At 55.1% G+C, this 15728-nt stretch carries 17 protein-coding genes; 6 read left to right on the top strand and 11 right to left on the bottom strand.

The genetic code is table 11. The features are described from left to right. Nucleotides 1–689 (bottom strand): ATP-binding cassette domain-containing protein (locus ACQKP4_RS25990; protein ID WP_427636783.1); only part of this gene is annotated, 689 nt, incomplete at its 3' end. A 444-nt stretch (nt 690–1133) separates the two neighbouring features. Between ACQKP4_RS25990 and lpxO the strand changes: the two genes are divergently transcribed. After that, nucleotides 1134–2033 carry a lipid A hydroxylase LpxO gene (gene lpxO, locus ACQKP4_RS25985; protein WP_427636781.1) on the top strand — a complete coding sequence of 300 codons (900 nt, stop codon included), beginning with the start codon at nt 1134–1136 and terminating at the stop codon, nt 2031–2033. Nucleotides 2034–2153: 120 nt separating this feature from the next. On the opposite strand, the gene ACQKP4_RS25980 is transcribed toward lpxO, so the two are convergent. Continuing rightward, nucleotides 2154–3014 carry a Ku protein gene (locus ACQKP4_RS25980; protein WP_427636780.1) on the bottom strand — a complete coding sequence of 287 codons (861 nt, stop codon included), beginning with the start codon at nt 3012–3014 and terminating at the stop codon, nt 2154–2156. Between the two features lie 199 nt (nt 3015–3213). Between ACQKP4_RS25980 and ACQKP4_RS25975 the strand changes: the two genes are divergently transcribed. Both ACQKP4_RS25975 and ACQKP4_RS25970 read left to right on the top strand, forming a co-directional pair. Continuing rightward, nucleotides 3214–3558: a hypothetical protein gene (locus tag ACQKP4_RS25975; protein WP_427636779.1), complete on the top strand. Its 345-nt coding sequence runs from the start codon at nt 3214–3216 to the stop codon at nt 3556–3558. 51 nt (nt 3559–3609) lie between these two features. Continuing rightward, a complete protein-coding gene (locus tag ACQKP4_RS25970) occupies nt 3610–4761 on the top strand; it encodes a PQQ-dependent sugar dehydrogenase (RefSeq protein ID WP_427636778.1) in 1152 nt (383 codons plus the stop codon). 53 nt (nt 4762–4814) lie between these two features. Here the strand turns inward: ACQKP4_RS25970 and rimI are convergent, their stop codons facing one another. After that, nucleotides 4815–5915: a ribosomal protein S18-alanine N-acetyltransferase gene (gene rimI / locus ACQKP4_RS25965; protein WP_427636777.1), complete on the bottom strand. Its 1101-nt coding sequence runs from the start codon at nt 5913–5915 to the stop codon at nt 4815–4817. Between the two features lie 92 nt (nt 5916–6007). Between rimI and ACQKP4_RS25960 the strand changes: the two genes are divergently transcribed. Both ACQKP4_RS25960 and ACQKP4_RS25955 read left to right on the top strand, forming a co-directional pair. Beyond that, nucleotides 6008–7582, top strand: a complete 1575-nt coding sequence (locus tag ACQKP4_RS25960) for a RimK family protein (RefSeq protein ID WP_427636776.1) — start codon at nt 6008–6010, stop codon at nt 7580–7582. 7 nt (nt 7583–7589) lie between these two features. After that, nucleotides 7590–8513, top strand: a complete 924-nt coding sequence (locus ACQKP4_RS25955; protein ID WP_427636775.1) for a magnesium transporter CorA family protein — start codon at nt 7590–7592, stop codon at nt 8511–8513. Between the two features lie 110 nt (nt 8514–8623). Here ACQKP4_RS25955 and ACQKP4_RS25950 read toward each other — a convergent pair whose 3' ends face one another. Further along, nucleotides 8624–8941 (bottom strand): DUF2834 domain-containing protein, encoded by a 318-nt coding sequence (locus ACQKP4_RS25950; RefSeq protein WP_427636786.1) that lies wholly within the window; start codon nt 8939–8941, stop codon nt 8624–8626. 36 nt (nt 8942–8977) lie between these two features. Beyond that, nucleotides 8978–9460: a serine protease inhibitor ecotin gene (gene eco / locus ACQKP4_RS25945; RefSeq protein WP_427636773.1), complete on the bottom strand. Its 483-nt coding sequence runs from the start codon at nt 9458–9460 to the stop codon at nt 8978–8980. 357 nt (nt 9461–9817) lie between these two features. Between eco and ACQKP4_RS25940 the strand changes: the two genes are divergently transcribed. After that, on the top strand, nt 9818–10093 hold the full coding sequence (locus ACQKP4_RS25940; protein ID WP_427636771.1) for a DUF1652 domain-containing protein: 276 nt from the start codon (nt 9818–9820) through the stop codon (nt 10091–10093). On the opposite strand, the gene ACQKP4_RS25935 is transcribed toward ACQKP4_RS25940, so the two are convergent. The 6 genes from ACQKP4_RS25935 to ACQKP4_RS25910 form a co-directional block, all read right to left on the bottom strand. Beyond that, complete coding sequence (locus ACQKP4_RS25935) at nt 10090–10485, bottom strand: hypothetical protein (RefSeq protein WP_427636770.1); 396 nt, start codon at nt 10483–10485, stop codon at nt 10090–10092. The genes ACQKP4_RS25940 and ACQKP4_RS25935 overlap by 4 nt on opposite strands. A 90-nt stretch (nt 10486–10575) precedes the next feature. After that, nucleotides 10576–10842 carry a DUF2790 domain-containing protein gene (locus tag ACQKP4_RS25930; RefSeq protein WP_427636768.1) on the bottom strand — a complete coding sequence of 89 codons (267 nt, stop codon included), beginning with the start codon at nt 10840–10842 and terminating at the stop codon, nt 10576–10578. Nucleotides 10843–11124: 282 nt separating this feature from the next. Next, entirely contained in the window at nt 11125–12006 is an 882-nt protein-coding gene (locus ACQKP4_RS25925) for a hypothetical protein (protein ID WP_427636767.1), read from the bottom strand. A 154-nt stretch (nt 12007–12160) separates the two neighbouring features. Further along, the gene (locus ACQKP4_RS25920; protein ID WP_427636784.1) at nt 12161–13102 is read right to left on the bottom strand and encodes a PoNe immunity protein domain-containing protein; all 942 of its coding nucleotides are present in this window, start codon (nt 13100–13102) and stop codon (nt 12161–12163) included. Between the two features lie 5 nt (nt 13103–13107). Next, nucleotides 13108–14679, bottom strand: coding sequence for a hypothetical protein (locus ACQKP4_RS25915; protein ID WP_427636766.1), 1572 nt, complete (start codon nt 14677–14679; stop codon nt 13108–13110). Continuing rightward, the coding region (locus ACQKP4_RS25910; protein ID WP_427636764.1) for a type VI secretion system Vgr family protein at nt 14676–15728 on the bottom strand (1053 nt) is incomplete at its 5' end. The genes ACQKP4_RS25910 and ACQKP4_RS25915, both read right to left, overlap by 4 nt.

Below are 15728 nucleotides of genomic sequence, written 5' to 3'. Positions count from 1 at the left end.
AGCTCGCCGTAATCCAGGTCAGCCATGTGCGTGCACACGCTCTTCAGGAAGTGACGGACGTGAGAGATGATGATCATCAGGCTGGAACGCTGGGTCAGGATGTTTTCCAGCCAGCGGATGGTGTTGATGTCCAGGTGGTTGGTCGGTTCGTCGAGCAACAGCACTTCAGGATCGGAGAACAGCGCCTGCGCCAGCAATACGCGCAGTTTCCAGCCCGGGGACACTTCGCTCATCGGGCCGAAGTGCTGCTCGATGCCGATGCCCAGGCCCAACAGCAGTTCACCGGCGCGGGATTCGGCGGTGTAACCGTCCATTTCAGCGAATTCGGTTTCCAGCTCGGCGACGGCCATGCCGTCTTCTTCAGTCATTTCCGGCAGCGAGTAGATGCGGTCGCGCTCGGCCTTGACCTTCCACAGCTCTTCGTGACCCATGATCACGGTGTCGATCACGGTGAATTCTTCGTAGGCAAACTGGTCCTGGCGCAATTTACCCAGGCGCACGTTCGGCTCGAGCATCACCTGGCCGCCGGACGGCTCGAGGTCGCCACCGAGGATTTTCATGAACGTGGATTTGCCGCAACCGTTGGCACCGATCAGGCCGTAGCGGTTGCCCGCGCCGAACTTGACCGAAACGTTTTCGAATAGCGGCTTGGCGCCGAACTGCATCGTGATGTTAGCTGTAGAGATCAAAGGTTTTTCCTGCGAAGCATTCAGAGTAGCTAGGGTTGCGGCAGTACCGATTCAGTACCCGTTTCCGTTTTCGAACCACGGGAAATGCATCCCGGTCAGAAGCGGAAGGTCCATCTGGCAATAAGTGGACAGCAGCATATGGAGCGCTTGGCCCGAGTCGAAGTGCGCTGAGACGGGGTTCATTCCCGTCATCAACCAAGGGGGGCGCGTAATGTTTGGCGGCGATTGTACTGGTCTGGCTCTTTAAACGATAGGGCGTTGAGGCTGCGCGGACGCTTTGGCAGCATCAGCGGACAGATTTTCACATCTGAAGGTTAACTATTGGTTACAAACTGTGGATAAAATGCCACCTATCGACCCGATGCCGACCGCCGGCACGGGCTCAAGGCCGCGCCAACGGGACACTGTTTCGTATTTGTTCACTTCTGACGTGTGACGATTTCCGTGAAACTCATCATTGCCGCTATCTACGTTGTATCCATCGCCTACGTCCACCTGCGCGGACGCGTGCGCCACAAGCTCGGCCGTCAACTGAGTGATCACTCGTCATTTCTGGCACCGATCAACTGCTTCCTTTATCTGTTTTCGAAGATTCCCAACAAACCGTACCTGGACCCTGCCGACTTCCCGGATCTGCGTCCGTTGCAGGACCACTGGGAAGAAATTCGCGCCGAAGGTCAGAACCTGCTCAGAGCCGGGGAAATCAAGCGCTCGAATCAATACGACGACGTTGGGTTCAACTCGTTTTTCAAGACGGGCTGGAAGCGTTTCTACCTCAAGTGGTACGGCGACAGCCATCCTTCGGCCATGAAGCTGTGCCCGCGTACGACCGAGTTGGTGCAAAGCATTGGCTCGATCAAGGCCGCGATGTTTGCCGAACTGCCGCCAGGTTCGAAACTGGTGCGCCATCGCGATCCGTATGCCGGGTCCTATCGCTACCATCTGGGCCTGGACACGCCAAACGACGCCGGTTGCTATATCAACGTCGACGGTGAGGACTACCACTGGCGCGACGGCGAAGCGGTCATGTTCGACGAGACCTTCATTCATTTCGCCGAGAACACCACGCAGCAGAACCGCATCATTCTGTTCTGCGACATTGAACGGCCGATGAAATATCGCTGGGCCGCGGCGTTCAATGGCTGGTTCAGTCGCAACGTCATGTCGGCGGCCGGCGCGCCGAACGATGTGGGCGACCGAACGGGCGGGATCAACCGTCTGTTCGCCAAGATCTACAAGATCCGGCTACGGGGCAAGGCGCTGAAAAAGACCAATCGCAAGCTCTACTATCTGGAGAAATGGGCGATTTTTGGCGGGTTGCTGGCGGTGTTTGTACTGATCTGAATGGTGCATGGCGGCTTGCTACGCCTTCGCGGGCAAGCCCGCTCCCACATTGGAACTCGGTAGCCTGTGGGAGCGGGCTTGCTCGCGAAGAGGCCCTAACATTCACCAAGCTGCCATTAATCAGCCACGAGACGTCTTCGTGGCTTTTTTGTGCGCCGCCGGTTTGGCTGCCGGCTTGGCTTTTGCGGTGCTTTTGCCGCCCAGGCTACGCTTGAGCAATTCGGTCAAATCAATCACATCCGCCGTTTTCCGTTCCTCTTCACCGGTTGCGGTCTCGACGTCTTCAATCTTGCCTTCGTTGGCCTTCTTCTCGACCAGCGCCATGATCTTGTCCTCGAAGCTGTCGCGGTAATCTTCGGGTTTCCAGTCGGCACTCATGTCCTGCACCAGCCGCTTGGCCATGTCGAGTTCACCCTTGGCCAGCTCGGCGTTGGTCACATCGCTGCCCAGCTCCAGGGTTTCCAGGCTTCGCACTTCGGCAGGCCAGCGCAACATCACCAACACCATCGCCGATTCCAGTGGCATCAGCGCCGCCAGATGCTGACGCGTGTGTAAAACCACATGAGCCAGGGCTACCTTGTTGGTTTTGCTCAGGGTTTCACGCAGTAATGCATACACCTTGCCGCCGCGTTTATCCGGCGCCAGGTAATAGGGCGTATCGATGTTTTGCAGGGGGATCTGATCGCTGTCGACAAAGGAAAAAATATCGATGGTTTGCGTGGACAGCGGATGTGCCGATTTGATTTCCTCCTCGCTGAGCACCACGTATCGACCCTTTTCGTACTGCACACCCTTGACGATGTGTTCCTTGGTGACTTCCTTGCCAGTGACCTTGTTGACCCGTTTGTAACCCACCGGGTCCATGCTGCGGCTGTCGAGCCAGTCAAAATCCACCCCCTGGGAAGACGTCGCCGACACCAGCGCCACAGGGATATGCACCAGCCCGAAACTGATTGCGCCTTTCCAGATTGCCCGTGCCATGGTCGTCTTCCCGTGAGTGATGATCAGGTGACCTGTGGCTCGGCGCAAAAGTTTCAGCGCATGCGGCTCGGCCCTGCGGGGCAATCGAAGCGCTGGTCAACTCGTGTTACATCTTGTGAAGGAGGTTTTAGTTAACAAATCCGGACCCCGGGCGTAGCGTGTCGAAGACCCTATCCACGTTGACGTCGGGAGGCGCCCCATGAACAGACTCGTACTCGGCTGCACCGTGCTGGCATTCAGTGGCCTGCTGAGCCATCTGGCGCAGGCCTCGCCACCGTCAACAATGTTGCTGGCCCAGAGCCCGACGGGCAATTCAAGCAACCCTTACAACAGCCCGATTCGACGGGCCAATCCCAACAGCATGCAAGGCACACAACCAAGCGCCCCGGTCATTCGCGGACCCAATACGGTGCCGGTGCCCCGACCGCCGACGCTCGAAAACGGCGGCATCGGCAATCGAACCCCGCAGCGATCAGCACCTGTCAGCCCACCCAAATTCATTCCCAATCCACCACCAAGAGACGCCGACACCAACGACCGTTGAACGGCAGGACAGAGGTCTTGCCAGCCATTCGAACGACAAAAGGAAGCGTGCATGTTGCGTAAAACCCTCCTGGTCACACTCTGTGCCAGCGCACTGATCACCGCCACGGCCTCCGTTTTCGCCGCGCCGGTGCAAGAACTGAAAAGCGAACAGGGCACCCTTGAAGTCTCGCAAATCACCAAGGGACTTGATCATCCATGGGCCATTGCGTTCCTGCCGGATCGCAAAGGCATGTTGGTGACGGAGCGTCCCGGTAATCTTCGGGTCGTCGATTACGCTGGCAAACTGTTCGCACCGATCAACGGCGTGCCGCAGGTCTGGGCCAAAGGGCAGGGCGGCTTGCTCGACGTAGTGCTGTCTCCCGACTTCCAGCAGGACCGCAGGGTGTACCTGTCTTATGCCGAGGGCGGTGGTGCGGGCGACAAGGCCGGCACGGCGGTCGGGCGCGGGGTGTTGTCCGAAGACTTGAAAACCCTCAAAGACTTCAAGGTGATTTTCCGTCAGGAACCAAAACTCTCGGTCGGCAACCACTTTGGTTCGCGACTGGTGTTCGACCGCGACGGCTATCTGTTCATCACCCTGGGTGAGAATAACGACCGGCCAACGGCCCAAGACCTCGATAAGCTGCAAGGCAAAGTCGTGCGGATCTACGCCGACGGCAGGGTGCCGGACGACAATCCGTTTGTGGGGCAGGCTGGCGTGCGACCGGAAATCTGGTCCTATGGCCAACGCAACCCGCAAGGCGCGGCGCTCAATCCGTGGACCGGTGTCTTGTGGGAGAACGAGCACGGTCCACGGGGCGGCGATGAAATCAACATCATCGAGCGCGGCAAGAATTATGGCTGGCCGCTGGCAACCAACGGCATCAACTATTCCGGCGATCCGATCCCGGAATCCAAGGGCAAAACGGCTGAAGGCACCGTCGCGCCGCATCATGTCTGGGACGTCTCCCCGGGGCTCAGCGGCATGGCGTTCTATGACGCTGACCGCTTCAAGGTCTGGCAGCACAACGTGTTCATTGGCGCGCTGGTCAGCCGCGAGTTGATCCGTTTGCAGTTCGATGGCGACAAAGTGGTGCACGAAGAACGCCTGCTCGGTGAACTCAAGGCGCGAATTCGCGATGTGCGCCAGGGACCTGACGGCTACTTGTATGTGCTCACCGATGAAAGCGATGGCGCGTTGTACAAGGTTGGTTTGAAGTAACCGGCTCTTGCGGTGAGGGGGCAAACCCCTCGCCACTAGCAGACGGTGCATCGCTAGACTTCCCGGTTGTAGACGATCACCGCTGCGCGAAGTTTGCCGCGTCCAAAGCAGCACATTTTTTCGAATTCGCCACGGCTGACCGGCACGTGCTGGCAGTCCATGGGTTGTCGATGCTGGCTGTGATCGACGTCAGGGTCGTGCAGGTACACGAACTCTTCATCGCAATCGGTGACGATCACCCAATGCGGCGATTTGGAGCGGGTCAGGCGATAGCTGCTGATCAGCACCAGCGGCTGCCCACGGTCATTCAGTAACCGGGGAAGATCCAGCGCCGCCCCAATCGACTGTTCGACGTCGGTGGCTTGCAACTGTTCGGTAAACGCGTCATGCACCAAGCGCATTACGTCTTTTTTATGCGCGTCGCGCACACCATCCAGAAACAACGGCCCGGGCATGCTCACGTGCAGGTGCACCCTGAATCCACGGCGCCACGCCGCGAGGGCCAGGCCTTGCGGGCTGCATCCACCGTGGCCGGAGGTCATGAACACCGTGGTTGCCTCGCGCCAGATCTGTAATTCTTCGCGACGTTCCGGCACTCGGTCCCGCTGCAGCGCACCCATCGCCATCAACACACACGCCGGCCCGCAGGTGAAATCGGTGGTTTGCGCGTACCACGGCACGTTGATGTTGCGCGAATCACGGTGCTGCAGGATGCGTTTCTCCAGCCGCAGCGCATCGGCATGGTCCTCGTAATAATCGTGGACCAGCGCAAAACGCCGGTAACCGTTGCGCTCATACAGCGCAATCGCCGCCGGGTTGTCGATGCGCACTTCAAGCCGTACATAAGCGCAATCATGTTCAACGGCGCAGGCTTCAATACGTTCGAGTAGCTGCTTGCCCAGCCCGATGCCGCGCGCGTCACTGGCGATTGCAATTGAATACAGCCGCGCCAGCGATGTACCCCGATGAAACAGCACCACGGCATAGCCGACCAATTGCGTGTCACGCTGGGCCACCAGCAGTTGCCCATGAGCCTTGGTGATCATCCACAAAAAACTGCGGCTGTTGAGCCGATCGGTGGTGAAACACTGCTGTTCCAGTTCCAGTAATGCGGGTAAGTCTGCAACTACTGCCATGCGAAAGACAAGGTTCATATGACCACCGTAAAAGTTACGTAACGAAACGAGACTTTCGAAAAATTTCGTGCTTAATAGGAAAGGTCTTGTTCTCCAACGGATCAATCACTATGTCAGCGGTACAAGGTCATTGGCGCGAAGTATCCGAGCAAACTTTGCCGGCGGCAACGTATTTAAATAACGCGATCAGTACTTCAAGTCAGTTGATTATCATCGTCGAACGCAAGGAAGACTGGTCGTCTTACTTCCCCAGTGAAGACATCGTCACGGCTCAGGAATACCTCGAGCAAACACGCGACAACGACCATGGCAAACGGGTGCAGGTGATCAACCTCTGCCGCAGCTACAAGTACCTGGGGCACGGCTATTACTGCTCATTGCTGGCCGAAGCGCGTGGGCACAAGGTTATCCCTTCGGTACGCACTATCAGCGAGTTGACCAAAAAATCCCTGTATGGCCTGGCCCTGGATGATTTGGATAAGCCGCTGGAAAAAGCGTTGAACAATCATCTTTATCGCGACACCGAAGGCTTCACGCTAACCCTCTATTTTGGCAAGACCAATATCGAGCCCTTGCAGGATCTGGCGCGTCAGTTGTTTGAAGTGTTTCCTTGTCCAATCTTGTTAGTTGAGTTTCGCCGAACTAATGGCTGGCACATCGACGGTATAAAGTCCGGGGCCTTGCATAAGTTGCGCGAAGACCAGGAAGATCAGTTCGCTAACTCGCTGGACAGTTTCAGTCGCAAGATCTGGCGCATGCCTCGTTCTCGCCGGGTGGCCCGTTATGACCTGGCAATCCTTCACGATCCGCAGGAAGCATTGCCGCCGTCCAATGCCCAGGCCCTGGACAATTTTGTCCGCGTCGGCAAGGCACTGGGCATCGACGTCGAGCTGATCGAACGCAAGGACTATGCGCGGATTGCCGAGTACGACGGCTTGTTGATCCGCGAAACCACCAGTGTCGACAACCACACCTACCGTTTTGCCAAGAAAGCCGAAAGTGAAGGGCTGGTGGTCATGGACGACCCGACCTCAATCCTGCGCTGCACCAACAAGGTCTATCTGACCGACCTGCTCAAAAGCCACCAACTGGGTATGCCCGCCACTGAAATCCTCTACAAGGAGCGACCGGAAGATTTTGAACGGGTAGGCGAGCGCCTGGGCTTTCCATTGGTATTGAAGATCCCCGACGGATGTTTCTCGCGCGGCGTGATCAAGGTCGAAAGCCAGCAAGCCTTGCTCGAAGCCACCGCTGAACTGTTTGAACACTCGGTGCTGTTGCTCGCTCAGGAGTTTTTCTATACCGAGTACGACTGGCGCATCGGCGTGTTGAATCGAAAACCGATCTTTGCCTGCCAATACTTCATGTCCAAGGGCCACTGGCAAATCTACAACCACAAAGCCAAAGGTCAGGACATCAACGGCGAATGCCGAACGCTGGCGGTCCATGAAGCGCCGCGAGCGGTGGTGGAGTTGGCGGTGAAGACCGCCAACCTGATAGGCGACGGTCTCTACGGTGTCGACCTCAAGCAATCGGGCGACAAAGTCGTGGTGATCGAGGTCAACGACAACCCGAACATGGACGCCGGCATCGAAGACGCCTATTTGCAGGATGATTTGTACTCGCTGGTGCTGGAGGAGTTTGTCCGCCGACTGGAGCTCAAACGGCGCGGCCAGGCTTGGTGAGCGGCCGATGATCAACAGTTTTCAGCTGACCCACGGCGTCCTGCAATCGGTCGAGCGACTGGACGCCGAGGTGATGCTGTTCAGTAACCCCGATGCTGCGGAGCGGGACTTGCTGCACAGTCATTTCAAACTCGATGAGCACGCGCTGGCTTCGGCGCTGGATCCGGACGAGGTGTCGCGCATCGAGTTTCACCCCGACAACCTGTTCCTGATCTGGAAACGCCCGGAAAACTACTCCGGCGCGGGCAGCCTGGCGTTCGAAGTCTCGTCCTGCGGCTTGCTGTTTTCAGCGCAACGCTTGCTGGTGATCGCGACCGACGACTCGCCATTGCACGGGCTTGGCACTCGGCAGCGGTTGAACACGCCGCTGGATGTGTTGCTCGACCTACTGTTCAACAACATCCACCACTACTTGGGGCACCTCAAGGTGATCAAGCTGGTCGCCCGAGAGTTACAGCAGAAATTCAACGCCTCGATGCAGAACCAGCATTTGATCCAGATGTTCAACCTCAGCGAAAGCCTGATCTATTACATCAACGCCATTCACAGTAATGGCGCGGTGTTGACCCGACTGCGCAACCACGCGGAGAAGGAGCACTTCAGCGCTGAATCGATCGGTTTGATCGACGACCTGATCATTGAAAACAACCAGTGTTACAAGCAGGCGGAAATCTATTCCACAGTGTTCTCCGGGCTCATCGACGCCCGGGGCAATCTGATGAATAACAGCATGAACACCCTGCTGCGCAAACTGACGTTGATCAATGTGGTGTTTCTGCCACTGAACCTGATCGCGAGCATCGGCGGCATGTCCGAATTCAGCATGATGACCGCCGGCACGCCGTGGTGGGTGTCGTATCCGTTGTTCCTCAGCGCGATGCTGCTGGGGGCGGGGGTGATGGTGCTTGGGCTCCGCCGGTTGGCGAGATGAATGCGCTGACCGTTAAACCACCTTCGCGAGCAAGCCCGCTCCCACAGTGAGCCGGGTTGTCCGGACGGACACAGTTCACTGTGGGAGCGGGCTTGCTCGCGAAAGCAATCTCAAGAACGTAACTTCTGATCCTGCAAGCCACGGACAACCAGATACAGCAAAGGCCCGACAGAGACGAATACGGCGGTAACCAACAGATACGGCACCACCGACAACAGTGATCGCCCACGCTTGCGGGCATCGGTGTACATCCAGACGCCAGCCAGTGTTGCCAGCAAATAAAGATCAATCACCACCTGCGCCGTATCCGGGCGCGACATCAGGCTGATGCCAAACTCAATCAGCGACTGTTCAGCCTGGAGCATCACTGAAACGGTGTAGCCGGCAAAAGCGATCAAGGCAATCAGGGGCAGGGCGATAGACTTCAGGTGGCAGGTCATCAAGTTCGGCACTCCTTTGGCGAATTATTCCTGAACAGCTTTTTCTACCGTGCTCGACGCCGACCAGATGCGGTAGCGGACTTCGATGTCTTTGGGTACATAAAGCACGATCGGCAGCTTGCTGTTGTAGCGCAGCAGGAAACCATCGCCGACCACTGGCACAAACTCCTGCTTGCTCTTGCCATCGGGGCAGGCCATCCGCGTGCTCATCGGGCCGATGACTTTTTCCAGTCGGTAGAAGGGATAACCCCAACCTTGCAGATTTTTCTCTTCGAGGATCCCCCCCAGACGTTGGCGATTGCAGTCGACGGTCAGGGTCTTGCCGGCCAGCACTTCAACCTGGAAATTTTCTTCCTGCGGTTTTGGCGCGAGGTGAATGACCTGCCGGGTGAAGCCGCTTTCTGGTTTCGGAAACGGCGCGACTGTTTCGAGCCTCGCTGCATGAGCTACGGTCGACAGCCCGGCAACAATCAGCCCGACGGTCATGTTAAAGGTCAGAGAACCCATGGTGCCTCCTTGCGTGCGAGTAGGGTCAGCGGATACTGAATGAGCTGGGCGCAATCTTACTGCCGTCCAACACCTATGCAAATTTCGACGACAGATGCATGCAAATTGCAGGGGTGGCCCGGGCCTTTCTTGCAAATTGCATGAGGCAAATTTTACGTTGCTTCGCTAAGGCATTGATTTGCCGATGAGCTGCACGGTGAAATTCCGGGCATGTTTTATGCTGCAGTTGTACTGGACTGACGTTGTAGATCGGCCAGGTGATGGAAGGTTAGGTCCGCAGGGAATCAAAGCGGGTATTACACACACCGACCGGCATTGATTGTTGATTGGCAGTCTCACATTAAGGAGAGGGTCGCCATGTTTCTTTCTGCCTTGGAACTTCGCAATATCATTGAAAGCAGCTTTCTGCCGAAACGCTGTGAGTGCACGCTGTCGCCGGATCTGTCGATGACCGTCAAAGTGTACAAAGATCGTAAAACCGATCACCTGGATTTGATGGTGACCGGCATCAATGCAAAACATTTGAATGGTTGCCGGGAAATAAATGATCTGATCGCCGGGTTGCGGTCTGACATGCAACACCGCTCGATGGTCGAGGCTCAGCCGCTGCACCCCGATAAAAAAGCCATTTAACCTGTCGTTTCGAGTTCTGCAGTCACGCGCCGGGTCTGGACAAATCCCAGCCCCAGCGCCAACTCGACCACTACCGCCAGCAGTAGACCCGGCCCCGCATGGCCATTGAGCCATTCGCCGAAGCCTAGCGCCGCGAGTCCAAAACACCCGGCCGTAAACCCGCTGCTCAACGCGTTGCGAGTCGTCGAAGGCGATTCGTTTCGAACCAGATAAAACATCACCCCAAGCGCTGCGAACAACACGGCACTTCTGCGCGCAACAAACCCCGCCGCGGACGAATACTCGATACTCCAGACCGCCAGCAATCGGTCAGGCATCAAGCCCCAGACCAGGGCCAGCACAAAACATAAGAGGGCGGTAAAGGTCGACAACGTACGAAACGACAACTGCATGGCGAATCCTTGCGGCAGTGAGGGAGGCGCAAAGCATAGCGCCAGAACCCCTCACAGGAATACCGCAACCTGAAAAATCAGAATCTTCTGTCAGTTTTGTAGGCTGCACGCGTTAGAAAGTTTCCGATAACTGATCTCCTCTGGCTTGCCAGAGGTATCGATGTACTTCATGTCAGCGGTGATGACTTTGCAATCCATTGTCTGCGGCTCAGTCAGGGCAACGACTTTTTTCACATTCAGCGGCATGCCGTAGTGGTAAGGGACGGCTTGAGAAGTGGAGGTGTCATTGGCTTGGACCAGCCCGGCAAACGCGGAGCAGGCGAGGGCGGAAGTAATCAGCAGCAAGCGCATGTTCATGAGGCGATCTCCAGTGCGGACGGAAAGTCAGTTCAACGCAACGCCGTCGAACCTGCCGCACTGGGTGTCAGAAACGTCTGAAACCGTGCGGTCCAGTAGAGTTTTGGACCGCACGATTAATCGAAGGTTAAGTGACCGGTGATAACTGACGGTACTGACCAACTGCCGTTCGTCGCCGTAACCCAACCGTCATGCGGCCAAAGTAACGCGCGGCTTGCCCCCATTGGCGGCTACGCGGCTTTTCTTGTAATAAGTGCAAATGCTTGAGAGGTCTCTTAAACATCACTGTTCTAGCGCGTGAATTTTTGGATCCTGATAAGACTCATCGATTTCTATCCCCGCCTTACGGGCTTCTTCCTCGATCTTCAGCCTTGTCGCGTGATAGGTATTTATCCTGGCTGGCAATAATTCCTTCCAATTGAGTCGGTCTTTCTCGTTTGAGACTCCGTCGTTCCAAAACTCTCGTTCTGACATGAACTCCAGTGTTATCAAATAGACACCTGTTTGTGCGGGGTTTTCTTTGGAGTTGTGGCGCCATGCTTTGAGGTTTAAATAAACGCCGTCATTGTAAAAGTACCAATTGTAGAAAGATCCTATTTTTAACCAGTGGTCGAGGGGCGTTTTGTAATCAGGATCTAACCATGGGTGACTTAACACAGACTGTCCAAGCACTCCATCAGGAGTAATTATTTTTTCTATTTGAGACCCTGAAATGCGCGGATCACTCGGAAAGTAGTAATGCTTCCAGCCTGATGATTTAATGTTTTCGATTGTTTGGTAGATAAAGTCTCGGCACTGTTCATGAGGGCTATTGTCGGGGAGGCCTCTCAGAGTGATATCGAGATTCTCGATATCACTCCCAACGCTCTCGTCAATCACTGTGCTGATATTGGTTATTTTTTCAATGCTGAGCGTGCTGGAAGCATTCTTGATTAAGACGTTTGGAAGCTCTTTGTCGTTTGCTGATTTTTTTACCCTGTACCAACATAGCTTTAGGTCTTTCATGCATTCCTGAGAGAATTTGACAGCACTGTTTTCTATTGTTTCCTGGATGGGCGCACGAAGAACTATTTCAATAGGATGTGTATCGCGCGCCATATTTTGCCCGTTGTCATTGCATGCAGTAAAAATTGCTAGCGATAAAATAAGCCAGTAAAACTTCATTTTTCACTGGGCCACGTTGAGATTGTGCGTATCTCGCCGTCCATGTAGTCTTTTCTCATGCCCATTAATTTGTGATAAATCCAGACCGTATGGGCTGGATTCTTTGTGGTGCAGCGCATGCCAACAGACGCTGCCGCCACCGGGGTTTATCACATTATTCTTCACCTGACCAATACCAAATGGTGTCACCCCAAGTTGAATCATTGATATTTGGCATTATTTCGTTTTGTTGGAAGTGGCGTCTTGAGTTGGCCTGTGCCGGAGTAAACCAGTAGCCTGTTTTACTGCACTGCTCGCCTGCGATAATACGATTTATTTGCGATGCTACATCGCCTTTATAGTTTCGTGCATATTCAACCAAGTCCTTTGGATAAACCATGTGATCAATTTTCCGATCGTCTATGCCATATAGGAAAGCAATCGCCCCTGCCTCAAAGGCCCAATAGCCGACGTAAGTGCCCTCGTCTCCCTGAAGATGCGTGTCGTGCCATGGCGCCTGTTTGAAGGCTGGATACCATTGTTGGCAATACCTTTTTAGTAGTGAAGACGCCTCTTCCTTACTGTCGCTGTAAATGGCTTGAATAAGTGGGGTGTATACGTCGTGATACCACTGATCGACATCGTGGCGATGAGGCAGCACCTTTTTGAGTAAGTCTTCGTATAGCGTGTCATCACCCGCGTAACCCGCTTCGTCTAAAAGTTTTACAAAGCGCGGAAGCAGGTCGGTGCGGTGCAATAGGATGCACAGGCTGATAACTTGGACGGCTTCTTCATATTGATTTGGCCAATCGTCTATTGCGAGTGGCGCTATGCGGGGAACTCCCTGGTAAGCTGCTAAAGCTTTCTGACGAATTTCGTATTTTTCAATCAGCTCTTCAAGCAGGGGAGAAAGACGCTCTATGTTCTCGCCAGCTGTATAAGTTGCAAGCAGTCGGTCCAGAGACAAAGTCTGGAAGTATTTTGCACGTTGAGAAGCTTCCTCCAATTCGGAGTCGGATTTAAATTTATTAATCTTAAAAAATTCTATGAGTTCGTCATATTCTCTAAGAAAATTTTCGTAATGCTTTTCACTAAAGAATTTTTGCCGCTTGTTCATAAATGTCATGCCTCAATCTTTAGAGTGCCCAGTGCGCCATGTTTTTTGGTCAAAGACTTTTTGCGTTTGTTCACAAACCCTTTCACCTCGGTTTCGTTGTAATGAAAAGCTTTGTGAGCTTGGTGTTCACTTTCGTTTGAATTTTTCAATCTGGCTTCGGCATGTTCTTTTGGACTTGAGCTAGGGTGGTAAAGAGGTGAATAAAATAAATGACGACTATAGGAAACTTCTACTTGGGCAGCGAGCATGCGGTTGCCGACCGCTTTTTGTAAGTTGCTAAGTATCCATTCCACACTCATTTGTACGAGCACATCTTTGCTTTTGGTGGTGCTGGATTTTGACCTTGTTGAGGTCGGCTTTTTAGATTTACCGGTTTTCACCGCACTCGAGGGAGGGTGGTTATCAGTGCTGTTTTGTTCAATTTCGATAGGTTCAAGAAGCTTGCTAGGATCATCAAGACCTGACACGCCTAGTTTGGAGCTGACTCCCGGCTTTCGCGTATTGTTCAGTTTCCGCATGAATTTTGGCGCATCTTCGTCGCGGCTTGCCTTCGCTTCGACAATGGCAAATTTTTCGCCTCCATTGTTGGCCGGGTTGGCGCGCCAAACAGCATCTATTCCCGTACCGTTAGCGCCATCCGACAATTTGTAGAGAACGTGCTTCGCCTTCGGACTTCCTCCCGCCGACAGTTTCCCCGTCTTACTCGCACTCGGTATTCCCTCAAGCCACTTACCATCCGCCCCCTTATCATGCCCATCCCAATCCTTACCCCAACCAAACTCCATCGCACAAATGTAATCGGCAATGTGCTCCCCGCTGACACCCAGTCCTTCATTCAAAATGCTGGATGGAGCCTGAAGACCGACCTTGGAAGCTTCAACCTGATTGGAGTGGGTACTGCTCGCGCCATCCTTACCTTTCGCGGCAACAGCAGAGTCTTTATTGGCTGGCTTTTCTGCTCTCTTGGGATGGCTTGATCCGGAGGAGGCCGCAGAGCTATTGCGCTGCATCCCTTTCCATTTAATCAACCGCTTCTCAACAATGCCCACCATGGCCGGCATGTTGTCGCGAGAGGCTGCGAGGACGGTGACGACTGTTGTTTTCGCCCAGTTCGGGAGGCTTTGGAAAGTCGATGAGTCTTTAACGCCAGTGATGATCTCGTCGAGTTCAGCACGCAGTTTTCCCGCGTCGAAGATCTGTTTCAGCAGTTCTTCCGGGCTGGTTTTAATTCCGCACTCTTGCAGTACAAAACGAAGCAGGTCAAACAGCACTGGCGCATAGCGCTGCGGGTCTTTGTTAACGATGCGCAAGCTTTTCTTCAGCCCGTCGCCCGGACCTGGAATCCAGCCGATGACGGCCATCAGCAGATCAAACTGAGCTTCTTCCTTACCGTCTGTCGACTCTGCGTTATAGAGGACGATAGATGACTCGATCGTGTCGTAGGCGTCGATGGCCTGGCCAAGAAACGGCACTGCGCCGAGCGCGATGCCTTTAGCCAGTTCCACTGCTGCCTCTTGGTAGGCGGCGCTACGGTCCTGGCCCTCGTCGTTTGCGCTCTCAGCTATTGCCTCGCTCATGTCAGCCTCCCTGCGGCTTTCTCCACCAATGTTTGTAAATCAACCTGGTCCGGATCCAGGCCGAGCTTGCGTAAATCGGCGTTGACCTTCTCGTCAGAGTTTTGGACGACCGCTACGCTTTCACGGTTGTAAGGCCTCGGATCCTCACCGTAATAAACCTTGGCCGGTCCTTTCGGAACATCCTCCAACCGGGCGAAACCGTCGTCATCCAGTACGCCTTCGCGCGTCGACCCATCTGCGAAGTCAACGCGATATGAAGCGCCGGGGACGGGCTCGAGATTGTCGTAATGCAGGTTCAATTCCAGCCAGGTCGGGTTCGGCTTGGCTTGCTTCATCAAGTGCCCGGCGATGTCGGCAGCCGCGAGGCCGGGTACAAGTGGACCAAGGATTCCAATCCCGCTGCCCACCCCAGGCGCGCCGCCCGAGTTGGTCTTCACCTCCGCCCCACTGATCGTCACCCCACCCGCATCCACCTTGACGAAACTCCCGCCAGCCTTGGCCGTCAGTTCCATCCCGCCTTCAACCACGACAGTGTCCCCGGCGTGGTAGTGGATCTCTTGCCCGGCCTCGACAAATTGCGCCGTGCCCACCTTCACATGCTGGGTGACGCCCACCGTCAGGTGATCGTCCGCCCGCGCTTCGGTCTTGCGATCCAGTTGCGTGATGCGGTGTTCTTCTACCTTGAATTCGCTGAAGACATTGGCCTCGACCGTGTCGTGCCGCTCGTTGCCGATGCGGATTTTCTGGTCGTGCTCGATGTTTTCATCCCAGTCGCGCTGGGCGTGCAGGTAAATCTGTTCCGCGCCTTTTTTGTCTTCGATCCGAAACTCGTTGTAGCCCTTGCCACCTGGCGAGCTCAGGGTTTTGAAGGTGCTGCGGGTCTTGTTGGCCGGCAGGTCGTAGGGGACGACGTTTTCCTTGTGGAACAGGCAGCCGGTGATCAGCGGTTGGTCCGGGTCGCCTTCCATGAACGACACCAGCACTTCCATGCCGACGCGCGGGATGGCGATGCCGCCGTAGGCACTGCCGGCCCAGCCGGTGGCGACGCG

It is taken from the genome of Pseudomonas sp. NPDC086278 (assembly GCF_050280905.1).
Lineage (GTDB): Bacteria > Pseudomonadota > Gammaproteobacteria > Pseudomonadales > Pseudomonadaceae > Aquipseudomonas.
This window is presented reverse-complemented; position numbering and strand designations above follow the sequence as displayed.